At 62.8% G+C, this 23,039-nt stretch carries 20 protein-coding genes; 13 read left to right on the top strand and 7 right to left on the bottom strand.

Annotated features, from left to right (window positions below; genetic code table 11):
* The first annotated feature begins 280 nt into the window (after positions 1 to 280).
* Positions 281 to 949 carry a hypothetical protein gene (locus ACJO2E_RS04615; protein ID WP_406962268.1) on the top strand — a complete coding sequence of 223 codons (669 nt, stop codon included), beginning with the start codon at positions 281 to 283 and terminating at the stop codon, positions 947 to 949.
* Between the two features lie 479 nt (positions 950 to 1,428).
* Here the strand turns inward: ACJO2E_RS04615 and ACJO2E_RS04610 are convergent, their stop codons facing one another.
* Positions 1,429 to 1,641 (bottom strand): hypothetical protein, encoded by a 213-nt coding sequence (locus tag ACJO2E_RS04610; protein ID WP_406962266.1) that lies wholly within the window; start codon positions 1,639 to 1,641, stop codon positions 1,429 to 1,431.
* A gap of 326 nt (positions 1,642 to 1,967) precedes the next feature.
* Here ACJO2E_RS04610 and ACJO2E_RS04605 point away from each other — a divergent pair, with 326 nt between their 5' ends.
* The gene (locus tag ACJO2E_RS04605; protein WP_406962264.1) at positions 1,968 to 2,882 is read left to right on the top strand and encodes a pirin family protein; all 915 of its coding nucleotides are present in this window, start codon (positions 1,968 to 1,970) and stop codon (positions 2,880 to 2,882) included.
* A 105-nt stretch (positions 2,883 to 2,987) separates the two neighbouring features.
* Complete coding sequence (locus ACJO2E_RS04600) at positions 2,988 to 3,722, top strand: META domain-containing protein (protein WP_406962262.1); 735 nt, start codon at positions 2,988 to 2,990, stop codon at positions 3,720 to 3,722.
* Between the two features lie 16 nt (positions 3,723 to 3,738).
* Here the strand turns inward: ACJO2E_RS04600 and ACJO2E_RS04595 are convergent, their stop codons facing one another.
* On the bottom strand, positions 3,739 to 4,293 hold the full coding sequence (locus ACJO2E_RS04595) for a DJ-1 family glyoxalase III (RefSeq protein ID WP_406962260.1): 555 nt from the start codon (positions 4,291 to 4,293) through the stop codon (positions 3,739 to 3,741).
* A gap of 95 nt (positions 4,294 to 4,388) precedes the next feature.
* On the opposite strand from ACJO2E_RS04595, the gene ACJO2E_RS04590 reads away from it, so the two are divergent.
* The 5 genes from ACJO2E_RS04590 to ACJO2E_RS04570 all read left to right on the top strand — a co-directional run bounded on the left by ACJO2E_RS04590 (position 4,389) and on the right by ACJO2E_RS04570 (position 10,160).
* Positions 4,389 to 5,210 (top strand): M90 family metallopeptidase, encoded by an 822-nt coding sequence (locus ACJO2E_RS04590; protein WP_406962258.1) that lies wholly within the window; start codon positions 4,389 to 4,391, stop codon positions 5,208 to 5,210.
* Between the two features lie 182 nt (positions 5,211 to 5,392).
* Entirely contained in the window at positions 5,393 to 6,682 is a 1,290-nt protein-coding gene (locus tag ACJO2E_RS04585) for a cytochrome c (RefSeq protein WP_406962256.1), read from the top strand.
* A gap of 37 nt (positions 6,683 to 6,719) precedes the next feature.
* Positions 6,720 to 7,226, top strand: a complete 507-nt coding sequence (locus ACJO2E_RS04580; protein WP_406962255.1) for a (2Fe-2S)-binding protein — start codon at positions 6,720 to 6,722, stop codon at positions 7,224 to 7,226.
* Positions 7,219 to 9,531: a xanthine dehydrogenase family protein molybdopterin-binding subunit gene (locus ACJO2E_RS04575; protein WP_406962253.1), complete on the top strand. Its 2,313-nt coding sequence runs from the start codon at positions 7,219 to 7,221 to the stop codon at positions 9,529 to 9,531. The genes ACJO2E_RS04580 and ACJO2E_RS04575 overlap by 8 nt, the downstream gene beginning before the upstream one ends.
* A gap of 5 nt (positions 9,532 to 9,536) precedes the next feature.
* Entirely contained in the window at positions 9,537 to 10,160 is a 624-nt protein-coding gene (locus ACJO2E_RS04570; RefSeq protein WP_406962251.1) for a nucleotidyltransferase family protein, read from the top strand.
* Here ACJO2E_RS04570 and ACJO2E_RS04565 read toward each other — a convergent pair.
* From ACJO2E_RS04565 to ACJO2E_RS04555, 3 genes are read right to left on the bottom strand one after another with little or no spacing between them, the layout of a single operon-like run.
* A complete protein-coding gene (locus tag ACJO2E_RS04565) occupies positions 10,153 to 11,157 on the bottom strand; it encodes an XdhC family protein (RefSeq protein WP_406962249.1) in 1,005 nt (334 codons plus the stop codon). The genes ACJO2E_RS04570 and ACJO2E_RS04565 overlap by 8 nt on opposite strands.
* Positions 11,154 to 12,848 (bottom strand): long-chain-fatty-acid--CoA ligase, encoded by a 1,695-nt coding sequence (locus ACJO2E_RS04560; RefSeq protein WP_406962247.1) that lies wholly within the window; start codon positions 12,846 to 12,848, stop codon positions 11,154 to 11,156. Before ACJO2E_RS04560 ends, ACJO2E_RS04565 begins: the two co-directional genes overlap by 4 nt.
* Before the next feature lie 60 nt (positions 12,849 to 12,908).
* Positions 12,909 to 13,676 (bottom strand): SDR family NAD(P)-dependent oxidoreductase, encoded by a 768-nt coding sequence (locus ACJO2E_RS04555; protein ID WP_406962245.1) that lies wholly within the window; start codon positions 13,674 to 13,676, stop codon positions 12,909 to 12,911.
* A 187-nt stretch (positions 13,677 to 13,863) separates the two neighbouring features.
* Here ACJO2E_RS04555 and ACJO2E_RS04550 point away from each other — a divergent pair, with 187 nt between their 5' ends.
* Complete coding sequence (locus ACJO2E_RS04550; RefSeq protein WP_406962243.1) at positions 13,864 to 14,511, top strand: hypothetical protein; 648 nt, start codon at positions 13,864 to 13,866, stop codon at positions 14,509 to 14,511.
* Positions 14,512 to 14,548: 37 nt separating this feature from the next.
* Here the strand turns inward: ACJO2E_RS04550 and ACJO2E_RS04545 are convergent, their stop codons facing one another.
* Together ACJO2E_RS04545 and ACJO2E_RS04540 are read right to left on the bottom strand one after the other, a co-directional pair.
* Entirely contained in the window at positions 14,549 to 15,172 is a 624-nt protein-coding gene (locus ACJO2E_RS04545) for an L-threonylcarbamoyladenylate synthase (protein WP_406962242.1), read from the bottom strand.
* On the bottom strand, positions 15,169 to 15,495 hold the full coding sequence (locus ACJO2E_RS04540; protein WP_406962240.1) for a BolA family protein: 327 nt from the start codon (positions 15,493 to 15,495) through the stop codon (positions 15,169 to 15,171). Before ACJO2E_RS04540 ends, ACJO2E_RS04545 begins: the two co-directional genes overlap by 4 nt.
* Positions 15,496 to 15,622: 127 nt before the next feature.
* Here ACJO2E_RS04540 and ACJO2E_RS04535 point away from each other — a divergent pair, with 127 nt between their 5' ends.
* From ACJO2E_RS04535 to ACJO2E_RS04520, 4 genes are all read left to right on the top strand, one after another.
* Entirely contained in the window at positions 15,623 to 17,821 is a 2,199-nt protein-coding gene (locus ACJO2E_RS04535) for a DNA topoisomerase III (RefSeq protein ID WP_406962238.1), read from the top strand.
* Between the two features lie 144 nt (positions 17,822 to 17,965).
* A complete protein-coding gene (locus tag ACJO2E_RS04530; RefSeq protein ID WP_406962236.1) occupies positions 17,966 to 18,682 on the top strand; it encodes a response regulator transcription factor in 717 nt (238 codons plus the stop codon).
* A 17-nt stretch (positions 18,683 to 18,699) separates the two neighbouring features.
* Entirely contained in the window at positions 18,700 to 20,367 is a 1,668-nt protein-coding gene (locus tag ACJO2E_RS04525) for a FecR domain-containing protein (protein ID WP_406962234.1), read from the top strand.
* A 68-nt stretch (positions 20,368 to 20,435) separates the two neighbouring features.
* Entirely contained in the window at positions 20,436 to 23,027 is a 2,592-nt protein-coding gene (locus ACJO2E_RS04520; protein ID WP_406962232.1) for a CHASE2 domain-containing protein, read from the top strand.
* Positions 23,028 to 23,039: the final 12 nt, after the last annotated feature.

Genomic DNA, 23,039 nt, shown 5'->3' with positions numbered 1-23,039 from the left:
TGAGACATTCTGAGCACAAATTAGATATTGGTGTGGAACCTGCCGGGGGTACCACTTCGCAAAAATTGACTGGATAAGCAGAATCCAGTTCAATGCGTCACGTGGATACCTCTACAGGGATAGTGGGCACGAGGATCTGGTGCATTCCAGATATATCGCCAGGAATCGCCGATTCCATGTGGCAGTCGTTGTAAATGCACGTTGCGCGCCCTCCCCCTCTTACCCGATATCCCTATTGCTTTTACACCGCCTGACAATGCCAACTTGAAGATAATGTGACATGGATGTAAAAAAACTGGCTTTCGGATCAGCCACCTCACTAACGATACTGTTGTTAGCAATATTTTTTCTTAACCTTTCGAAGGCAGATTCGACCTCATCCCCGATCGATCTAGAGAAGATTGTATCCGAAAGGCTGCCACAAGGTTGGCAGTTAACGTATATAGACGACAAGCAAAGTAACTCAGTATCTTTCTATATCCTTACCGCCCGAGATACGTTATTAATACTTGAAGAGAGTTCATGTAAAGGGCTAGCCCCAGCTTCGACCGTCTCGGACTGCCTTCAAAAGAGCATAGAGCAGTACCTTCCAACCCAAGAAATGCAAAAAGCGGCAACCGTAACCGAAAGTCAGGCGAGCAATACCAAACTGAACGGCCTGCGCGCACAATTCGAGATCACGGATAACAGCAGATCCGACTTTTTCATCGAAGTATATAAAATTGAAGTGGGTGGCAACTCAATTTTTGCAACCATAAGCATTCCAGAAGGTACTAACGGCAATTACATCGACACAATAACCCAGTTTCTTGAAGAAAACATTGTAGAGGAGTCCTACCGCCCGGGCGCTGGGGAATGTCTGCAAATCGAAAAGAGGACAACGGGAGAGATGCGCTTCCAAAGGCGTCCAGGCCTCACATCTGGCCAATCTGCTCATAATATGCGTTGAAAACGATCAGGTTCAGGACCGGCATGACCACATCAAAACCGATCCACCCCACGGCAATAACCATCGACCTGCGCCTGAAACGCACTACATCGACGACAAGGAGTATCAGGGCCGGGACAAAACCGAGGACCGACATTGGAAAGGCAAACAGAAACGCCCAGACCAGGATTGATGACTCGTCGGCTGGTTCCCACCCCCAAGCCTTTGCACCGTGGAGTACCAGGCAAGCCAAGAGTTCAATAATTAGCAGGCCTCGCAATAACCACATTAACGCACCCCCTTCTGGAAGAGAGATCGTGCCAAGAGGTGGCGACGGGTCTGCCCTTCTCCGTTTTCTACCGCATAGTAGAAATGCCCCTCTCCTTTCCCCCTCACCATCTGCATGCCAAGCATAGGCACTGCCTTGATCAACTCGCCATCACTCATACCCGCGTATATGGGATCACCGTGCTGGCCCAGGTCGATGACAATGACGTTTTTTACTTGCTCTGGTTGTAAAAAATAACGGCTGAGGCGTCACCCAGCGTATCAATGGTCGTGTAGAGGTGGTGGTCAAATCCCTCAAACAAGGCAGAGTAGTTACCGTAGACCGGGTTTGCTATCCCTGCCTGACGTAGGCTGGTAATGAAATCTTCCTGATAGCTTCCGTTCATCCCGGCACCGCCGAGAAACACCGTCAATCCGTTGCCCATCATCCTGTCCCTGAATTTGTAAAGCTGCGATGTACGCGGAACAGCCGCCTCGTACGTACGCGAAAGAGCCAAGGAGCATACCTGACGTTTTGCTCGTTAACCAAGGTAAGGAATCACGAAACTACGACAAAGCGCAGATAGGCCTGTTGACCTGTCTCTCCAGACTCACCAACGCCAGGGCCAGGTCACCGTACCAGTCCCGGATGGCTTTCCGAGACAGGGCAAATTCCCCATGGCCGAAACCGGCGCAATGTCCGATACTTTGACGAGATATGGTCATACCCCACCGGGAATACCGCACACCGCAAACAACAGGAGACGTTGTCATGAGTAACCTTGCCGCGACCGCTGAGCTCGAATGCCAGGCCACCGAGGAATGCGGGGCCGTTGAGCTGCTCCTGCAGCCGAAAGACCGTGACCTGGGCGGCTTCTCCGTTCGCCGTGTGTTACCGACGGCAAGGCGCAAGATGGTCGGCCCGTGGATATTCTTCGATCACATGGGCCCGGCCAGGTTTGCCGCCGGCACCGGCATCAACGTGCGCCCTCACCCTCATATCGGCATCGCGACCGTGACCTACCTGTTTGAAGGGGAAATCCTGCACCGGGACTCCGTGGGCAGCCTGCAGCCCATTACCCCGGGCGATATCAACCTGATGGTGGCCGGCAGTGGCATTGTGCATTCCGAACGGGAACGCCCGGAGATCACCGCCACCGACCATGTGCTGGACGGCCTGCAGTTGTGGATGGCGCTGCCGGAAGGCCAGGAGGAAATTGACCCGGCGTTCCACCATTACCCGGGGGCCGATATTCCCGGGGTCGAGGTGGATGGCGTTCCGGTGCGGGTGATGATGGGCTCGGCCTATGGCGTTACCTCGCCGGTGAAGGTATTTGCCGAAACCCTGTACCTGGAAGCCTGGCTGCAACCGGGCCAGCGCCTGACCCTGCCAGACGCCGAGGAACGGGCGGTCTACGTGGCAAGGGGCAGTGTCCAGGCCCGCGATGTCACCGTGCCCCAATATTCCATGGTGGTGCTGAACGACGAAAAAGGGGTGGTTATTGAGGCACGGGAGGAAACCCGGATTGCCCTGATCGGCGGCGAACGGTTCAACAAACGCTTCATCGAGTGGAACTTTGTGTCATCCCGCAGGGAGCGTATTGAGCAGGCCAAGGACGACTGGCGCCAGGGCCACTTCGCAAAGGTGACCGGCGACGAGGAAGAGTTCATTCCGCTGCCGGACTGACTCTCCACGTACCGTTCCATCAGCCGGATGACCGTCGACGCACACACCGCCATCATCTAAGCTATTTGCACTTTCCCTTTTGCAAACGACAAGGTGCCCTCACTGATGACGAATACACGCTCCCTGGTTGGCTCATTACTGATCTCGATCCCCGCCCTGGCCATGGTCGGCTGTGCTGGCTGGTTTGGCGGTACCGAAGAGGCACCCTCAACACCACCCATGCTGGATGGCACAGTCTGGCAGGTGGAAGATGTGGACAAGGGCGGCATCATCGACAATTCGATGATCACCGTGGCCTTCAACGACGGCAGGGTAACCGGCTACACCGGCTGCAACCGGTATTTTGGCAGCTACGAGACGGCGGGCGCCTCCATCACCGTCCGGGAACTGGCCAGCACCCTGAAAGCCTGCGTGCCCGCCATCTCGGCCCAGGAGCAACGGTTCCTGCATGGGTTGAGGGGCGCCACAAGCTATCGCATGGAATCAGACACCTGGCTGCTGATCATTGATGACAAGGAACGGACCCGCCTGAAGATGATCCAGATCGACGAGGACCCCACCGCCGGCGACGCGGCCAGCGCCCAGCCGCAGGCCCAGGACATGTCCCCCGTCAAGTCCGTGGTTCACTTCGAGTGTGAGGGAATGGGACCGATGGACCTGTATTTTACGGGGGATGAAACCCTGACGATCAGCATGGGCGACCGGTCGGAAACCCTCCAGCGCAGCGTGACCGCCTCCGGCGCCCGCTACGTCAACGACTCCGTGACGCTCTGGAACAAGGCGCCGGAAGCCATGCTCGAAGTGGATGGCATCAGCTATACCTGCCGGCGGGACGACTGATCCCAGGGCGCGCCCCTCAGGGCAGCATCATCGGCGCGGCCACCTGGTCGCGCACGTCCTGCCCGCACACCCTGGCCACCAGTTCCAGGGCAAACTCGATGGCCGATCCGGGCCCCTGGCTGGTGATACAGTTCTGGTCGACCACAACCCGCTCATGCTCCCGCGACCGATCCGGCAGGTCGTCCCGGAAGGCCTGATGGCCGGTAGCCGCAACACCATCCAGCAGGCCGTGGGGTGCCAGCGCCACCGCCGGGGCCGCACAGATGGCGCCGTACCAGAACCCCGCTTCCCGCTGCTTGCGGAGGCGGTCGATCAGCAAGGCGCACTCCGACAGGTTACGGGCCCCGGGCATGCCGCCCGGCAGGGCAATCAGGTCGTAGTCCTGGTCGACGCAGTCCTGCAGCAGGGCATCAGCGGTGATCCGGCTCCGGCGGGAGAGGGTCACGGTCTGGTGCTCATTGACACTGGCCACGGTCACTTCCACGCTGGCACGGCGCAGCACGTCAATAATGGTAATGGCTTCAATGTCTTCGCTGCCATCGGCGATGGGTACCAGGGCAGTCATGTTCATGGTGTCTCCTTAACACGTCGGGCCTGAAAGGGGATAGGATTACTGTACTATATCTATGAACCCAACCCGCACACTTCCAGGGGTACCAGCGGACCATGTCGTCAGGCCTGATCTTCGCCGTCTTTGCCATTGCCGCCATCGCACTGGCTGTGTTCTATCTCTTTTTCTACCGCCGCTGGCGTCGTCGCCGCGAGCTGCAACGGCCCTTTCCCCCGCAATGGCGTGCCCTGCTCACCGAGCGGGTTCCCCTGTACAACCGCCTGCCCGCCCACCTGAAGACAGACCTGGAGCAGCGGGTGCAGCTGTTCCTGTCGGAGAAGACGTTCTACGGCTGCGATGGCTTCGAGGTGGACGACACCGTACGCCTGACCATTGCCGGCCACGCCTGCCTGCCGATCCTCGCGCGCCCCTACAGCAATTACGATGAGGTCCGCAGTATCCTGGTCTACCCCTCTGCTTACCAGGTCACGGAACCCCGCCACAATGGCATGATCGTGGACACTGCCCACGAGGTTCGCGCCGGTGAGGCCTCGTCCATGGGACAGGTGGTACTTTCCTGGGACGACTGCGAGAGCGGTGCGTTGTCGCCAGACAGCCACCACAATGTGATCATCCATGAGTTCGCCCACCAACTGGACTACCTCGATGGTTCCGCCGATGGTGCGCCGCCCCTCGCTGGTGCCCAGGCCCAGCACTGGCAACACACCATGAGCGAGGCGTACGCGCACCTGCAACAGACCCTCCGCCATCGACAGACAAGCTGGCTGGATCCCTACGGTGCCACTGAACCCGCCGAGTTCTTTGCCGTGCTCACCGAGACCTTCTTCCAGCAACCGGCGCACCTGTTTGACGAGCAGCCGCAGGTCTATGAAACCCTTTGCGGGTTCTACCGTTTCAACCCCCTGGACTATCCCTGACGTCCTGCCATCCTGTGCTCCGGGCGGATTCCGGACCTGGATTGGCGAATCCGGCCATTCATTGCCTAGACTGGTAGCTGGTGACGATGTTCGTCATGCACTCGGAAGCACGCTAACTATAAAACAACGTTTCTCCGTATCCACCCAAAACCCGATCGTCGGGTCAAACAGGGAGAAGAACGGTGATCAAGAAAATCCTGATGGGAATCATTGGCCTGGCCGTTGTGGTGCTGGCAGTTTTCCTGGTGATTGCGTGGGAGTCTTCCATAGACCCCGTGGAACCGCCGGCCAGTGACCAGTTCAGCCAGGAACAGATCGACCGGGGCGAAGTTCTCGCCGGCCTGGGCAACTGCCAGACCTGTCACACCACCAACCCGGACCAACCCTTTGCAGGCAGCCTGGCCATGCCGACGCCATTCGGCACACTCTATTCCACCAACATCACCCCCGATGCGGACACCGGCATCGGCCAGTGGTCCGAAGAGGCCTTCGCCCGGGCCATGCGCGAGGGGGTGGACCGGTCCGGAGCGCACCTGTTCCCGGCCTTCCCCTACACCCATTTCACCAGGATGACCGATGAGGATGTAGCGGATCTCTACGCCTATATCATGACCCGGGAGCCGATCCGGGCGGAGGCACCGGACAATACCCTGGACTTCCCCTTCAATATCCGCATGCTGCAGGCGGGCTGGAAACTGCTGTTCTTCGATGAGGGTCGCTATGTGGCCGACGACAGCAAGGGAGAGGACTGGAACCGCGGCGCCTACATCGCCGAGGGGCTGGGTCACTGCAGTGCCTGCCATTCACCCCGCAATCCGTTCGGTGCCGAGGACGACAGCCGCGCCTGGGAAGGCACCGTGGTCAACGACTGGTACGCCCCGGCCCTCAATGCCAGCAACCGGTCGCCGGTGGATTGGACCGAGGACGCTGCCTATGCCTACCTGCGCAGCGGTGGCTCCCCCTATCATGGCGTGGCCATCGGCTCCATGGCGGAAGTGGTCCATGCCGGGCTGGGCCTGGCACCGGATGACGATATCCGCGGGTTGTCAGTCTGGCTCAGTGACCTGTCCGGCGCCGGCGATAGCCAGCAGGCTGGAAACCAGGCTTCCACGGCCATAGAGAGCGCCCATGAAAACCAGGAATCCAGTGCGACCACGGGCCAGGGTGAGCGGCTGTTTGCCTATGCCTGCGCGTCCTGCCACTACAACGACCCCGCTGATCCCAAGGCCATGCGACCGGAGATGAGTCTGAACAGTGCGGTATCGGCACCAGACCCGGTCAACCTGGTGCGGGCCACCCTGCACGGGGTATCCCAGGAGGAGGGTATCGCCGGTGTGATGATGCCCGGTTTTGCCGATGCCCTGAGTGATCAGGAAATCGCCAGCCTGTTGGCCTTCCTGCGGGACACCCATACCGATCAGCCGGCCTGGGACAACCTGGAACAGACCATCCGGAACCAGAGACAACAATAAACCCTGGCCGAGAGAGACCAGAACGGAGCGACGACACATGGCAACTGAATTCCAACTGAACGGTCAGGCCGTGACCGTGGACATCGAGGGGGACACCCCCCTGCTTTGGGCCCTGCGGGATGACCTGGACCTGACCGGCACCAAGTACGGCTGCGGCATCGGCATGTGCGGCGCCTGCACGGTGCTGGTCAACGGCCGGGCCACCCGGTCCTGCATTACCCCGGTGGAGTCGGTGGCCAATGCCACCATCACCACCATAGAAGGGCTCGACCCGGATGGCGAGCACCCGCTGCAGAAAGCCTGGGTAAAAACCCAGACACCCCAGTGCGGCTACTGCCAGAGCGGCCAGATCATGCAGGCCGCCGCCATGTTGCAGGACTTCCCGGAGCCCACCGACGAGCAGATCAATTCGGTGATGGGGGGTAACCTCTGTCGCTGCATGGCCTATGTACGGATCCGCGAGGCCATCAAACTGGCCGCCCGGGAACTGAACGGCGGTAACACCGTCGAGGCGTCCGAGGCAGGAGGGGCCACCAATGAGTAAGTTCTACCGCTATCTCAACCGCCCCGAGGGCTCCCAGGACGATGCTGACCAGGGGCTATCCATGAGCCGCCGCGGCTTCCTGATCGGTGCCGCCGGCGCCGGTTTCACCCTCGCCTTCTTCCGTTCCGGGCTGAGTTTTGCCCAACCGGAGGAGGTGGTCCAGGCCGGAGCCTTCGAGCCCACCATCTGGTATCACCTGCACCCGGATGGCCGCATCGTGGTCAATATCGCCGAGGCGGAAATGGGCCAGCACGTGGGCACCGCCCTGGCCCGCATCGTGGCCGACGAGCTGGAGGCGGACTGGTCCATGGTGGAACTGAACCATGTGGACAGCGATCCCAAGTGGGGCCTGATGGTGACTGGTGGTAGCTGGTCCGTGTGGCAGAACTTCACTCCCCTGAGCCAGGCCGGGGCCGCGGGCCGGCAGGCCCTGATCGAGGAAGGCGCCCGCCTGCTCGGCGTCAGCCCGGACCAGTGCCAGGCCCGCAACAGCCAGGTTGTCGCCGGGGACAAGAGCATCAGCTATGGCGATATCGTCAGCCGGGGCGACCTCACCCGTACCTACAGTGAGAAAGAACTCAAGGAAATGCCCATCAAACCGCCCTCCCAGCGGCGGCTGATCGGCCGTGAGTCCATGGCCCTGGATATCCCGGGCAAGACCGACGGCGCCAGCCGCTACGGCCTGGATGCCAGGGTGGACGGCATGGTGTACGGGCGCCCGCTGATTCCGCCGACCCGCTATGGCGCGACGGTGAACAACGTGGACGACAGCGAGGCCAAATCGGTCAGTGGCTACCGGCAGACCATTGTGCTGGAGGATCCCACCAATACCGTGCCCGGCTGGGCCGTGGTAATCGCCGATTCTTTCCACGCTGCCAACAAGGCCGCCGCGATGGTGAAGGTAGACTGGAGCGCCGGTGATACCGCCGATGTCGGCGAGCAGGACATCCTGGACCATGGCGTGGAGCTGATCGAAACCCCGGACAAGGGCTCCATCATGTTCCCGGACGACGGCGTGGACGATGCCTTCAGCGGCGCCGCCGACGTCTTCGAACAGGACTACATCACCCACAGCGTGCTCCACTTCCAGATGGAGCCGGTAAACGCCCTGGCTTACGAGAAGGACGGCACCTGGGAGATCCACACCGGCAACCAGTGGCAGTCCCTGATTATTCCAACGCTGGCCAAGGCCCTTGGCGTCGAGGAGAGCCAGGTGATCATGCGCACCTACATGCTCGGTGGTGGCTTTGGCCGGCGCCTGAATGGCGACTATGCCGTGCCGGCGGCCCTGGCCTCGCAGCAACTGGGCAAACCGGTGAAGCTGGTGCTGACCCGGGAGGACGACAGCCGCTTCGATTCCCCGCGCTCGCCTTCCTACCAGCGTTTGCGGATGGCTTTTGACGGCGACGGCAACCCCGTGGCCATGGAGCACCATGCCACGGCGGGCTGGCCCACCCAGGTGATGGCCCCCTTCTTCATGCCCAAGGGGGCCAACGACGAGCCCTTCGACCCCTTCTCCATCCAGGGGGCGGCCCACTGGTATTCCGTGGGGCCGCACCGGGTACGGGCCATCTCCAATGACCTGGCCAATGCCACCTTCCGCCCCGGCTGGCTGCGCTCCGTGGGCTCCGGCTGGGTCAACTTCGCCCTGGAGTCGTTCATGGACGAGGCCGCCCACAAGGCGGGCCAGGACCCCATCGACTTCCGCCTGGCCCTGCTGAAGGCGGAGGGCAAGAATGCAGGTGAAGCGCCCAATTCCGTGGGTGGTGCCTCCCGCCAGGCCAATGTGCTGCGGCGGGCGCGGGAACTCTCGGAATGGGATCAGGAAATGCCCGAAGGCACCGGGTTGGGTGTCGCCACCTCCTACGGCCAGGAGCGCAACATGCCTACCTGGACGGCTTGCGTGGCTAAAGTGAACGTGGACCGGGAGACCGGGCGGGTGCAACTGAAGAAGCTGACCCTGGTCACCGACGCTGGCACCATCGTCCATCCGGACGGAGCCCGGGCCCAGGTGGAAGGCGCAGCCCTTTGGGGCGCCAGCATGGCGCTCCATGAGGGTACGCACTTCGATAAGGGCGAACCGGTGGCCCGCAACCTCAACACCTATACGCCGATGCGGATGGGGGATGTACCGGAGCTGGAGATCGAATTCATCGACAGCACCGAGACCGCCGTGGGCCTGGGAGAACCGGCCACCACGGTGACCGGCCCCGCCATCGCCAACGCGATCTTTGCGGCGATAGGTGTGCGGCTGCGGGAGATTCCCATCACCGCTGAGGCTGTGCGCAAGGCCCTGCAGGCCTGACGCCAATGGTCGCTGATAACGGCCAGCGACGTCGGCAGGCGTGTGCGGCGGCCTTTCGCGCCAAGGACACCCTGCCGGCCCTGGTGCTGGCTGCGGGAGCATCCCGCCGGTTCGGTCGGGCCAAGGCCCTGGCCCACTGGCGGGACCGGCCATTGCTGGACCACGCCGTGGGCCAGGCCCGCCAACTCAGCGCCGATGTCCGGGTGATCACGGGATGCAGGGGACCGCTGCTTCCCCTCAGGGCTGGCCGGCGACCTTCATCGTGGCTGCATACGGACGACTGGCCCCGGGGCATGTCCGCCTCCCTGAAGGCAGGCATGGATACCCTTCCGTCCACGGCCCGGGGTGTGTTCGTGGTGCTGGTGGACCAGCCGTTGCTTGACCGTGACGGTCTTGGGCGGCTACGGGACGCGGCGCGACAGGCACCGGAGAGGCCGTTTGCGGCGGACTATGGAGAACGTCCGGGCGTTCCCGCCTACCTGCCCCGGTGGCTATGGCCGGCGGTACTGACCCTGGAGGGGGACCAGGGCGCTGGAAAACTCCTGGCCGCGGCTGGGGCCTGGCGGTTACCCATCAGCGGGGTACTAGAGGACGTGGATACGCCGGAGGATCTGTCCGCTCTCAGGTGACCTGGTCAATGGTCCCTGAGATCGCCCTGATCAGCAGCGGCCTGCTGCCCTGCCCCCGGCGATAGTCCCGGACCATTTCCGCGAGGATAGAGAGGGCAATCTCCACCGGATTGCCGGCCCCGATATCCAGCCCCACCGGTCCATGGATGCGCTCCGGCGCCTGTGGAAAACCCTCCGCCACCAGTTGTTCGCACCGCTGTTGATGGGTGCGGCGGCTGCCTAGTGCTCCCAGGTAGAAGGCGTCGGTCGGTAGCAATTGCCTCAGTAATGCCGGCTCCCAGTCATGCTCATGGAACATCAGCACGACCGCCGTATGGGCGTCCAGCGGCGGCACCCGGACCGACGCCGGCGAGGTCAGCAGGCCGGTGTCCACGTCGGTACCGTCACAGGCCGCCAGGGTGGCCTGGTCCGGGGAGTGGAGCGATACCTGGAGGTCACTCTCCCGGGCCAGGCGCGCCAGGGTGTAGGCATTTGGCCCCTTGCCGTAGACCAGCAGCCGTCGGGGCGGATAGTAGCAGCGTCGGAAGCCCGTAGCGGGGCCGCTATCGTCCGGATCGGCAACCACCTGGTGGGAGCCTGGCGCCAGGGTGTCCATGGCCACCACCTGGCGCTGCCCCAGGGCACGCTGGACGGCGGCCATGGTTTCGTCGTCTACGGTCACGTCGATATAGAGTTCCACCGAAGCACCGCAGGGTAACTGGATGTCCAGGTACTCCGAACCGGCCCCCAGGCGCAGGGTCTGGTTGCGCCCCTCACCCAGGGCGGCCAGAGCCTCATCGACGATCACGCTCTCTGCGCAGCCGCCGGTCAGGTGCCCGGCATAGTCGCCATTGGCGGCCACCACCATCTGGCTCCCCGGCGGGCGGGGTGAGCCACCCTCCGAGTTCACCAGCGTCACCAGGGCAACCGCCTGCCCCTGCGCCCGGAAGGCCAGGAAGTCCTCCACCAGACAGTCCCAACTGCGCAGCCTGGCGGCTGTGGTAGTGTCCCTGATCAACGCCCCACCTCGGCGTAGAGTTCCTTCTTGGACAGCTTGCCCACGGGGGTCTTGGGCAGTTCATCGCGAACTTCCATACCGTGGATCATCTCATGCTTGCCCAGGCGCGGCTTGAGGAAAGCCTTCATCTCATCAAGGGTGGGCTCTGGCTGTCCCTCCCGCAGGGTAATATAGGCCCTCGGGCTCTGGCCCCGGTAATCGTCCGGTACACCGATCACCGACACCTCGGCCACGGCCGGGTGTTCGTAGATGGCCTCCTCGATATTGCGCGGGTAGACGTTGTAGCCGCTGCAGATGATCATATCCTTGGTGCGGTCGACGATGTAGACGAACCCCTTGTCGTCCATCCAGGCCACATCGCCGGTACGGAAATAACCACTGGCGGTCATGGACTCGGCGGTGGCGTCCTCCCGCTTCCAGTAGCCCGTCATCACGCTGGGGCCGGCAATGCAGAGTTCACCCCTCTCCCCCTGGGGCATTTCCCGGTCACTGCCGTCCATGGCGATAATCTTCAGGTCGATACCCGGCACCGGTACCCCGCAGGCACCGGCGGGGGACGGCATGCCCTCTGGGGTGAAGGTGCCCAGGGCGGTGGTTTCCGTCATACCCCAGCCTTCCCTGACCGAACAGCTGGCCGCATCCTGGAACCGCTGCTGCAGCTCCACGGGCAGCGGCGCACCGCCGGAATTGCAGAGTTTCAGCGAATCCAGTTGATAGTCTCCCAGTTTCGGGCAGGCCAGCAGGGCCGAGAGCATGGTGGGCACCGCCGGAAACATCGTGATCCTTTCCTTCTGGATGGTCTCCAGGGCCTGTTCCGGATCGAACTTCATGTGCAGATACAGCGTGGCACCGTTGCGCAGTCCGAACAGCATGTTGACCACGATGGCATAGATATGGAAGGGCGGCAGCACCGCCAGCACCTTTTCCTCCCCGGGTGACACCGTGGTCTTCAGGGCAGTGCCCAATTGATCCGCGGCAGCGGCAATATTGCCGTGGGTCAGCATGGCCCCCTTGGGGGCGCCGGTGGTACCGCCGGTATATTGCAGCACCGCCAGCCGGTCCAGGTCGTCGGCCTCGGCATGGCGCTGGTAATGGCCATCGTTATCCAGCAGGCTGGTGAAGCTCATCACCTGTTCGTCCGGGGGCACCTCCGCCAGTTCCCCGGCCTGCTCCAATTTGCCGCGCACCGCCTCAGGCTGGCCGGAGAACTCGTCCACCGACCCCACTACCAGTTTCCGCAGGCGGGAACTGCCCAGGAACCCAGTCATGTTGGGCAGCAGCGCCTTCAGGTCCATGGTGACCATGATATCGGTCTCGCTGTCACCGATCTTGTGCTCCAGGATGCGCTCGGCATCCAGGGGCGAATAGTTCACCACCACACCGCCGGCGCGGAGGACGCCCAGGAAACTGATGATGACATGAGGCGTATTGGGCAGGTACAGGCCCACATGGACACCGGGACCAACGCCCAGTTTCTGGAAGCCGGCAGCCGCCCGGGACACCAACTGATCCAGCTCCCCATAGCTCAGGTCACGGCCCATGAAGTTAACGGCCGCCCGCTGCGGCCAACGACCGGCGGCCTGAGCCAGCATTTGGTGCACCGACAGGCCCGTCAGTTCCGGCTGGTGGGGAATCTCGGGGGGATAACTGGAAAACCAGGGGGCGTCCGGGGCAACGACTGCTTGGTTCATGGGTACTCCTTCGTGTTCTGTCGTTATTGTTGATTACTGGGTAGTCGAAACAGGTCCAGCTCAGGCTCCAAGGGCCGTCCAGCCACCGTCGACCATGACCGTCTCACCGGTGACATAGGACGAGGCCCGGGACGCCAGGAAAATCGCGGTGCCCACCATTTCGTCGGGGTCGGCCATGCGTTTCATGGGGGTACGGGCGACCACCTTTTCAGCGAAGTCCGCCCGCACATCGGTGATGGACTTGACCAGGGGGGTCTCGGTATACGCCGGCGCCAGGGAATTGACCCGCACCCCCCGCTCGGCCCACTCCACCGCCAGGGTCTTGGTGAGCATGTCAACGCCGCCCTTGCTTGCACAGTAGGCGGACGAGCCGATCAGCCCGGTCTTGCCGGCAATGGACGAAATGTTCACGATGCTGCCGCTGCCACGCTCAAGCATATGCCGACCCACGGCCTGCGCCATCAGGAACACACCGGTCAGGTTGATGTTGATAATGGTCTGCCAGTCTTCCAGCGGCAGATCTTCGGCGCGCCGCTTGATCGCCAGCCCGGCGTTGTTGATCAGGATGTCGATCTGGCCGGCTTCGCGGATGGCGGTTTCCACGGCCGACGTGATCTGCCCCGGGTCACCCACATCACAGGTGACCACCCACGCCTGGACGCCTTTGCTGCGAGCTTCCCCGGCCACGGCCTCGAGTTCGTCACGGCTGCGGCTGCATAACACCAGGTCGCTGCCCGCATCGGCCAGGCCCAGGGCAATGCTGCGGCCGATGCCACGCCCGGCACCGGTGACCAGGCTGACTTTTCCGGAAAGATCGAATAGGGACATGGTTCCACTACCTTCTATGGGGTTGTTTTTATTGAAATCCGTTAAAGGAAAGCATGCTAATCAGAAAATTGCCAGTTACAGGGATGGAGATCGCAGAAGGTCGGCATCAGGCCTCCTGGCGCGATTCCTGCTTATCTCCTCCTGACACGTCATTGTTTGGCCGGTTTGTTCCGGAGGTAAAGCCACCATGTCTCTGCTGACATCACTGATCAAAGCCGGTAGCCAGTTCCAGCAGGCCACCGCCCGCAAGGCCGCCGATCCACAGGCCGGAGCGGCAGGCAAGGCCAGCCAGGCCACGCCGGCGGATACCCGCCAGGGCAATGACGACACCTTTACCCTCACCGGCGGTCAGCCCCGAAGCAAGACCGGGCGTCTGTCCGTCACCGAGTACCGGCAACAGGTCGGGCAGGATATTGCCTTCGTGCGGGAAACCCTGCGGCACAAGCTTGCCGAGTACAGCATGCAACCCACCACCCAGATTGCCGCCTCCCGGGGGGCCAACGGAGAGGTGGAGATACAGGGCCGGATGCCGGAACAGCCGCGGCAACGTATCCAGCAGGACCTGAACAACAGCCGGGAGTTCCGGGACGCGCTCCAGCGCCTGAGCGTCAACGAACCGACGCTGACCTTCGTCGATACCGCCCTGAAGCTGAACCAGGCCTATGGCACCAGTAACACCGTGCTGGACACCCTGGTCAGCGACAATCAGCAGTTCAACGGTCTGCAGGACCTGGTGCACCGCTATGACAGCATACGCCGCACCTTCTCTGGCGATTCCGGCGATACCTCATCCAGTGCCCGGGCCTACGCCTTCCGACTTAACGCCCGGGCCTAGCCCCGCTAGTGTCCCATTTGGATAACTTGATGACCGGCTAGACCCTGAAAGGCTCCGGGTCGCCCTTGCCTATCCGGGTAATCTCCGGTACTTCCCCGGTCATGTTCACCACGGTGGTGGGTTCCATGCCGCAGAAGCCACCATCAATGATCAGATCCAGTTCGTGTTCCAGCACATCGCGGATGTCGTAGGGGTCGGTCATGGGGTCTTCCTCACCCGGCAGGATCAACGTGCTGCTCATGATGGGCTCGCCCAACTCCCCCAGCAGTGCCTGCACGATGGCGTTGTCCGGCACCCGCAGGCCGATGGTGCGCCGCTTTGGATGCAGCAGCCGGCGGGGTACCTCGCTGGTGGCGTCCAGGATGAAGGTGTAGGGTCCCGGGGTGAAATTCTTCAGCAGGCGGTACTGGGTATTGTCCACCTTGGCGTAGATACCCACATCCGACAGGTCCCGGCAGACCAGGGTGAAATTGTGCTTGTCGTCCAGCCTGCGGATGCGCTTGATGCGGTCCGCCGCCTGCTTGTCCTCCAGGCAACAGCCGATGGCATAACCAGAGTCAGTGGGGTAGACGATAACGCCGCCCTTGCGAAGGATGTCCACGGCCTGGTTGATCAGCCGCTTCTGGGGTGTTTCCGGATGGATCTGGAAAAACTGGCTCACGACGCCTGCTCCCGTTTGGAACCGCCCATGCAGTTGGGGGAGTCCGGGACCTGACCACCGGCCTGCTCCCACTCCTCCGGTGTAAACAAGTGCAACGCCAGGGCATGGACCCCGCCCTGCATCTCCTCGGACAGGGCCTGGTAGATGGCCTGGTGGCGACGCACCCTGGACTGCCCTTCAAACTGGTCCGAGATCAACGTGACCTTAAAATGGGTTTCGGAATTCGGCGGCACGCTGTGCATATGGCTCTCGTTCTCCACGGTGAGGTGACCGCCCTCGAAATGCTCACCCAGTTTCTGTTCGATCGACTGCTGTATCCGCATACCGGAAGTATCTCTGTTGGTGTGGTGGCTGTTGCTATCTAGTCTACACCCTGTGCTGCGTCTTGACAGGGGGAGGTCGAGGCGCCATCTTGCCTCTCCCCAGAACCGCCGGATATCCCACAACACCATGCAGCTGTACATTGCCGAGAAACCCAGCCTGGGCCGTGCCATTGCCGACGCCCTGCCCGGCCCCGTCCAGAAGGGACCGGGCTGGTTGCGTTGCGGTGAAGGTGAGCAGGCGGTGACGGTAAGCTGGTGCATCGGCCACCTGCTGGAACCGGCCGAGCCGGCCAGCTATGACCCACGCTGGAAATCCTGGCGTATGGACGACCTGCCGGTGTTCCCGGAACGCTGGCGGCTGATGCCCCGGGACAGTGTCACCAGGCAGCTGGGCGTACTGGAGAGCCTGATCCGCAAGGCACAGGTGATCTACCACGCTGGCGACCCGGACCGGGAAGGACAATTGCTGGTGGACGAGGTATTGCGGTATTTCGGCGTCCAGTGCCCGGTGCACCGGGTGCTGATCAACGACCTCAACCGGGACGCGGTGAGTCGGGCCCTGGCCAGCCCAAGGGACAACCGGGACTTCCGGCGCCTGTCCCACTCCGCCCTGGCACGGCAGCGGGCCGACTGGCTCTACGGCATCAACCTGACCCGCTACTACACCCTGAGCTACCAGCAACAGGGGGCGGATGGCGTCTATTCCGTGGGCCGGGTACAGACACCGGTACTGGGACTGGTGGTCCACCGGGACGACACCATCGCCGACTTCGAGCCCAAACCCTGGTATCGCATAACCATTACCGCACAACCCGTCGATGACGATGGCAGCCGGGCCTTCGAGGCCCGGTGGCTGCCCTCGGAGACGGTGCGCGACCATCTGGACGACGAGGACCGGCTGCTCAGCCGCGACATCGCCGAGGATATTGCCAGGGCTGTTCAGAATCGCCCCGGTCGCATTACCGCCGCCCGCTTCCGGGACCGCCCGGAGGCCCCGCCCCTGCCGTTGTCACTGTCTGCCCTGCAGATCGAGGCGGGCAAGGCCTTTGGCATGGGGGCCAAGGATGTGCTGGATACCGCCCAGAACCTCTACGAAAAACACCAGTTGATCACCTACCCCCGGTCCGACTGCCGCTACCTGCCGGAAGGGCACCTGGCACAGGCCGCCGGCGTTGTCAGGGCCATCGGCCGGGTGGACGACGGTCTTGCCCCCGCCACCGAAAGCGTCGACCTGCAACGCCGCACCAGGGCCTGGAACGATAAAAAGGTGGATGCCCACCATGCCATCATCCCCACCCTGCGGGCGCGACCGGCGGGCCGGCTGACACCGGCGGAACAGAACGTCTATAACCTGGTGGCCCGCTACTACCTGATGCAATTCATGGCGGACGCCATCCACCGGGAAGGCCGGCTGGAGCTGACCATCGGCGAGCACCGGTTCCGGGCCACGGAAACCGCCCTGCTGGAAGCAGGCTGGAAGACCCTGGAGCCCAAACAGCGCCAGTCCGCCACACCGGACGGCGCACCGAAGAAGCCCCTGCCACGGCTGGAAGCCGGCGATGACATCACCTGCACCGACACCTCGGTGAAGGAGCGCATGACCCAGCCCCCCCAGCATTTCACAGATGCCACCCTGCTGGCCGCCATGACCAACATCGCCCGCTTTGTCAGTGATCCGGAACTGCGCAAGACCCTGCGGGAAACCGACGGCCTGGGCACCGAAGCCACCCGGGCCGCCATCATCGAAACCCTCTTCCGGCGGGACTACCTGTACCGGGAAGGTCGCCATATCCGGGCCGCCGACAAGGGCCGCAGCCTGATACACGCTCTGCCGGAAGCCATCAGCCAGCCGGACATGACCGCTCTCTGGGAAGCCACCCTGGAGGAGATCCGGGCCGGCAAGGGCGACCCGCGCCAGTTCCTGGATCAGCTCAAGGCGCAGATCACCGGCTTCATCCGGCAGCCCGCAGCCAGCGCTGGTGCGCCCTCACAACGGCAATCCACCGATGCGTCCACTGACTCCGACGCCATCCACTGCCCCAAGTGCCGGGCGCCCATGCGCATCCGTGAGGGCAAGTACGGCCGGTTCCATGCCTGTACCCGCTTCCCGGACTGCAATGGCACCCGGCCCATCGATGACACCTCCCCGCAGGACGGCACCAGCCAGCGGCCCTGGCCCTGCCCCGCGTGCTATGCGCCACTGGTCCGGAGAAAAAGCCACCGCGGCTGGTTCTGGGGCTGCAGTAATTTCCCTTCCTGCCGACAAACAGTCAATGACGACAATGGTTCGCCAGCATCGCTTCAGCGACCGCCGGCAAGGTCGTAACGGCCTTACGTAACGCTACATAATGACACTGACTCGTCATTAAATATTTGACACAATATCGAGCGTTATACAGCCGTTTGAGTAACGCCCGGATGTCCTTCATCACCCGGTGCCGGTGAAACTTGCGTTTTCAGGAGACAATTCATGCGCATAGCCCTGCTGGAAGACGAACACGAACAGGCTCAGCATGTGCAGCAGATTCTGGCGGACCAGGGTCACCCCTGTGACAGCTTCCCCACGGGGCAGTCGTTCCTGAGCGCTGTGCTCCACCGCAGCTATGACCTGATGATCCTGGACTGGCAGATTCCCGACATGACCGGGCTGGATGTGCTGCGGGACGTGCGCGCGCAACTGAACTGGCCGGTACCGGTGCTGTTCCTCACCCAGCGCGACAGCGAGCAGGATATCGTCCAGGCCCTGGATGCCGGTGCCGACGACTACCTGGCCAAGCCCGCACGGCCGGCAGAGCTCAACGCCCGGATCAATGCCCTGGCCCGTCGCTCCAACCCGGATGCCGACAAGGAAGAGCTGGTCTACGGCCCCTTCGTGGTCAACACCAGCCGACGCACCATCACCCTGCACGGCGAGCTGCTCACCCTGACCGACAAGGACTTCGACCTGACCCTGTTCCTGTTCCAGAACCAGGGCCGGCTGCTCACCCGCGAAATGCTGCTGGAGAGAGTCTGGGGCCTGACCCGGGATATCAATACCCGGACCGTGGATACCCATATGAGTCGCCTGCGTCGGCGCCTGGGGCTGAATCCGGAAAACGGTTTCCGGATCAAGACCATCTATCAACGGGGCTACCGGCTGGAATCCATGGCCGAGGCCACCGTTGGTGAGGAAGCCACCTCCGCCTGATGACCTGGGGCCGCCACTTGCAATCATCCATTTCCGTGACACGGCGATACCCGCTGTCCCCGGCATGCCTTGCCGTCGCCCTGATGCTGGTGATCGGCCTGTTGCCGACCCAGCCGCTGGCCGAGCTGACCATCGCCCGCGGCTCCGGGGCGTCCAGCGCCGGCCTGGCCCAGCCCGTGGGTGATCCCTCGGACTGGACCTATACGCTCAAATCCGGCGAGTCTTTCGGACAGGTGGCCGGGGAGCTGCTGAAGTCATCAGCCTCCGCGGACCGCCTGGCCAGCTACAACGGTCTCCGCTCACCTTCCGCCATCAGTGCCGGCGATCAGATCCGGATTCCGGTGGCCTGGCTCAAGCAACAGCCCGAGCCCGCCCGGGTTCGGGGCGTCAGCGGCCACGCCCGCATCCGGTCTGCCGGCACCGGCAGCATTCGGCGGCTCACCGATGGCCAACAGATCCTGGCCGGCGATACCGTGGTTACCCATGACGGCATCGTCACCGTCGAGCTTGCCGATGGCTCCACCATCCGCATCAACCCCGACAGCTCGGTCGTGTTCAACCGCCTCACCCGCTACGGTCGTACCGGCATGACCGATACCCGGGTACGCCTGGAACGGGGTGGCGTGAGTAATCGCATCAAACCGATGGTCGAGGAAGGCGCCCGCTTCGAAATCGAAACCCCATCGGCCATTGCCGCCGTACGGGGAACCGCCTTCGCCCTGCAGGCGGATGGCAATGGCAGTCACCTGCAGGTGACCGAGGGCCGTGTTGCCTTTGGCCCGCCCGACGATATCCGCGAGATCCCGGCGGGCTATGGCGCATCGGTGAATCGCAGCGGCCCCAAAGAACTGCGGGTACTCCGCCTGCCGCCGGCACCGAAAACCCGGCCACTGCCTGAAACCATCAGCAGCATGCCCACTGAGCTGGCGTGGCAGTCAAACGGCGCCGGGCGGTACCGGGTGGATATCCTGGACGAGAACACCGGGCACTGGGTTCGCCGGGAACAGACCGGCAACACCCGCATCAACCTTGGCGGCCTTGCCAATGGCAAATACCAGGTGCAGGTGGCGTCACTCATGGAAGACGGCACCAGCGGCATGCCCGCCAATGTCGCCTTTCAGGTCGACCTGGCGGCCAGGGCCGCGGAATTGCTGGAACCGGCGGACAGGGCCGAAGTGGACAGTGATCGCCCCCTCTTCCGGTGGCGTTACCAGGGGGACAGTGAGAAAGCCCGGGTGGAAATTGCCACCGACAGCAGCTTTACTGACGTGGTGGCCAGCAGCGACTGGAACGGGGAGGAATCGGCAACCCCGAACAAGTCCCTGAAGCCGGGGCAATACCATTGGCGGGTGGTCACCGAGGCCGGTGGCAATTCCGTCGCCACCAGTGAGGCCCGGACGCTGACCGTAAACGGCACCCTGCCGCCGGTCAGGGTGATCAGTGCCAACTACATTGATCGCCAGGTACGCGTATTCTGGGAAAGCAACGAGGATGCTTCCGGTTACCTCCTGCAGTTGTCGGAAGATCCCTCGTTTGAAGACGTGATCAAGGAGGCCACGGTGGCCAATACCACGGCCGCCTTGCGACTGATCCCCGGCAGGCGGTACTTTGTACGTCTGCGGGCGGTTACCGAAGGTCCAACTGTGGGTCGGTGGGGCCCGGGTAGAGAATTATATGTAGAATAATGGTACTGTCAGCCTTTTAACGTCAAAGGCGGTCAGCACTGAATCCACCACGTACCATAGCAGGGCCCATGACGAGGGATTGGCTTTCCACCGGACATTCAGCCTGGACGCTGGCCCTGCCCCTCATCGGCCTCCTGCTGCTGCTCCAGCTCACCACCCTGCCGCAACGCCTCGACAACTGGCTGTACGACACTCTGATCACCACCTGGCCCCCGGAAGCTCCGGAGGACGTGGTAATTGTTGCCATCGACGAGAAAAGCCTGTCCGCGATCGGCCCCTGGCCATGGCCACGCTCAGTGCATGCCAGCCTGATCGACAGTCTGGCGGAGGCCGGTGCCGAAAGAATCGTACTGGATATCCTGTTTACGGAACCGGCCATGGATGACCAGGCCCTGGCAGAGGCCATGCGCTCCCACGGCCGGGTGACCCTGCCGCTCTATGTGGCTCCCAGCAGCCAGGATGACCTGTTCCGTGAGCAACTGCCCACGCCGCGACTGGCCAGTGCCGCCTTTGCCATTGGCCACGCCCATGTGGAACTGGACTCCGACGGCATTGCCCGGGGCCTCTACCTCTACAACGGCCTGGGTAACGAACTCTGGCCAGCCATGGCCCTGGCCACCAGCCGGAACACCCCCTCGGTGGCGCCGGTATCGCCCGATGGGCTGGATGCCCCCGTCTACGTCAACGTCCGCCGGGATTTTCGCCGGGTTCCCCTGGCCGGACGCAGCGGCGCCTATACCACCTATTCCTACAGCGACCTGCTGGTCAACCCACCGCCGTCCGGCTGGCTGGAAGGAAAAACCGTACTGGTTGGCGCCACCGCGGCGGGCTTTGGCGACGTGTTGCCCACGCCCTTCTCCGGTCTGGCCCAGCCCATGCCGGGGGTGGAGTTCCACGCCAACGTACTGGCCGCCATCGAGGACCACGGCCTGATCCGGCAGGTATCGCCGTTATGGTCCGTAGGGCTGGCGCTGTTCAGCGGACTGATGATCGTACTGGTGCTGCCCCGGCTTCGCCCCAACCGGACCTTCGGTTTTTCCGGCCTGTTGTTCATCCTGGTGCTTGGCACAGCGGTGTTTACCCTGCTGCACCTGGATACCTGGATTCCGGTGGCCAATGCCCTGCTGGTTCCGGTGATTGCGTTTCCATTATGGAGCGCCCGCCGGCTGTCGCTGGCCAACCGGTTCCTTAACCAGCAGATTGATCAACTGGAGCGCGGCAACCTGTTGCACCTGCCGCCCCCCTGGAGCCGCAGCCCGCACCAGATCCTCGCCAACCTTCGTGAACTGGTGACGCCGGAAGGCTGGCTTCTGATGGAGGATGACACCGTCCTGGTCCGTGAAAACCTGCCCACCGACGAGATGCCGGTGTGGCCACGACGCCCCGGATTCTGGCTGCATGACCATGGCATCAGCCGGACCACCCTGACCCGTGGCGAACACCGCTACCGGCTTGCCCTGAAACTGCCGTCGGGCCTGGCCGGCGCTGCCGCCGAACGCTACCTCGGGCGCCTGGAGCTGCAACAACCCCATGACCGCCAGCCGGTGGCCGTGGTGCGGGAGAACCTCTCCACCCGCATCAACCGGGCCCAACAGGCCACCCAGAAGCTGAACCATATCCAGAGCTTTATCTGGCGCAGCTTCGAGCACATGCCGGACGGCATTGTGGTGACTGATCCCCTGGGGCTGATCCTGTTCGCCAATGGGCACGTGCCACAATGGTTCAACGAGCCACAGCCCAGCCTTCAGGGCATGTCGCTGGCGACCCTGCTCCAGGGCCACGACCCGCGATCACCGGGCTGGTCGGAGACCGTGGCCGACACCCTGACCCAGCAACAAAGCCGCACCGTGGACCTGCGCCTCCACGGGCGGGATTTCCTGATCCATTTTGCGCCTTTCCTGCTGCCGGACAGCAACCAGAATGGCGTGATTGCCAATATCGCGGATATTTCGGAACTGCGGGAACAGCAGCGCCAGCACCGGGAAGCCATCGACTTTATCTCCCACGACGTACGTTCACCGCTGGTATCCCAACTGGCGCTTATCGAACAGCTCAAGCGGCGCCCCGGTGAAGTCCAGACAGAGCAACTGGAACAGCTTCGCAAGCTGGCGAGGCGCAGTTATCACCTGGCAGAGGAGTTCGTCCAGCTTGCCCGGGCCGAGCAGCTCACGGAAACCCGTTTTTATGACTGCGAATTCCTCGCCATTGTGGAAAATGCCCGGGACAGCGTCAGCGAGCAGGCCCTGCAGAAGAACATCAAGCTGGTACTGCTGGGCAGTGACGACCTCTGGCTCAGGGGAAATGCGGAACTGCTGGAGCGGGCGGTGATCAACCTGCTGACCAATGCCGTGCAGTACTCGGAGCCCGGCACGGTGGTCACCATGCAGGTGTTCCGGGCCGGCCACCAGGCCTGCCTGACGGTCACGGATGAAGGGCCAGGCATTGCCGCCTCAGAACTCCCCACCCTGTTCGATCGCTTCCAGCGGCAGAAAAGCAGCGAACTGGCAGGCAAGCACGGTGTCGGCCTGGGCCTGTCGTTCGTCAGCGTCGTGGTGGAGAAACATAAGGGGGAGATCGATGTGGAATCAAAGGAGGGTGAAGGTTCCGCCTTCACCCTGAAGCTACCAGTCACTGCCCACCCTGGGGAGCCCGAACACTAAGGCAGGCCCCTG

Origin of the sequence: Marinobacter shunpengi, assembly GCF_045449695.1 — a bacterium.
In the GTDB taxonomy this organism is placed as follows: Bacteria; Pseudomonadota; Gammaproteobacteria; order Pseudomonadales; family Oleiphilaceae; genus Marinobacter.
Note: the sequence above shows the minus strand (reverse complement) of the source record. Positions and strands in the feature narration are given on the sequence as shown.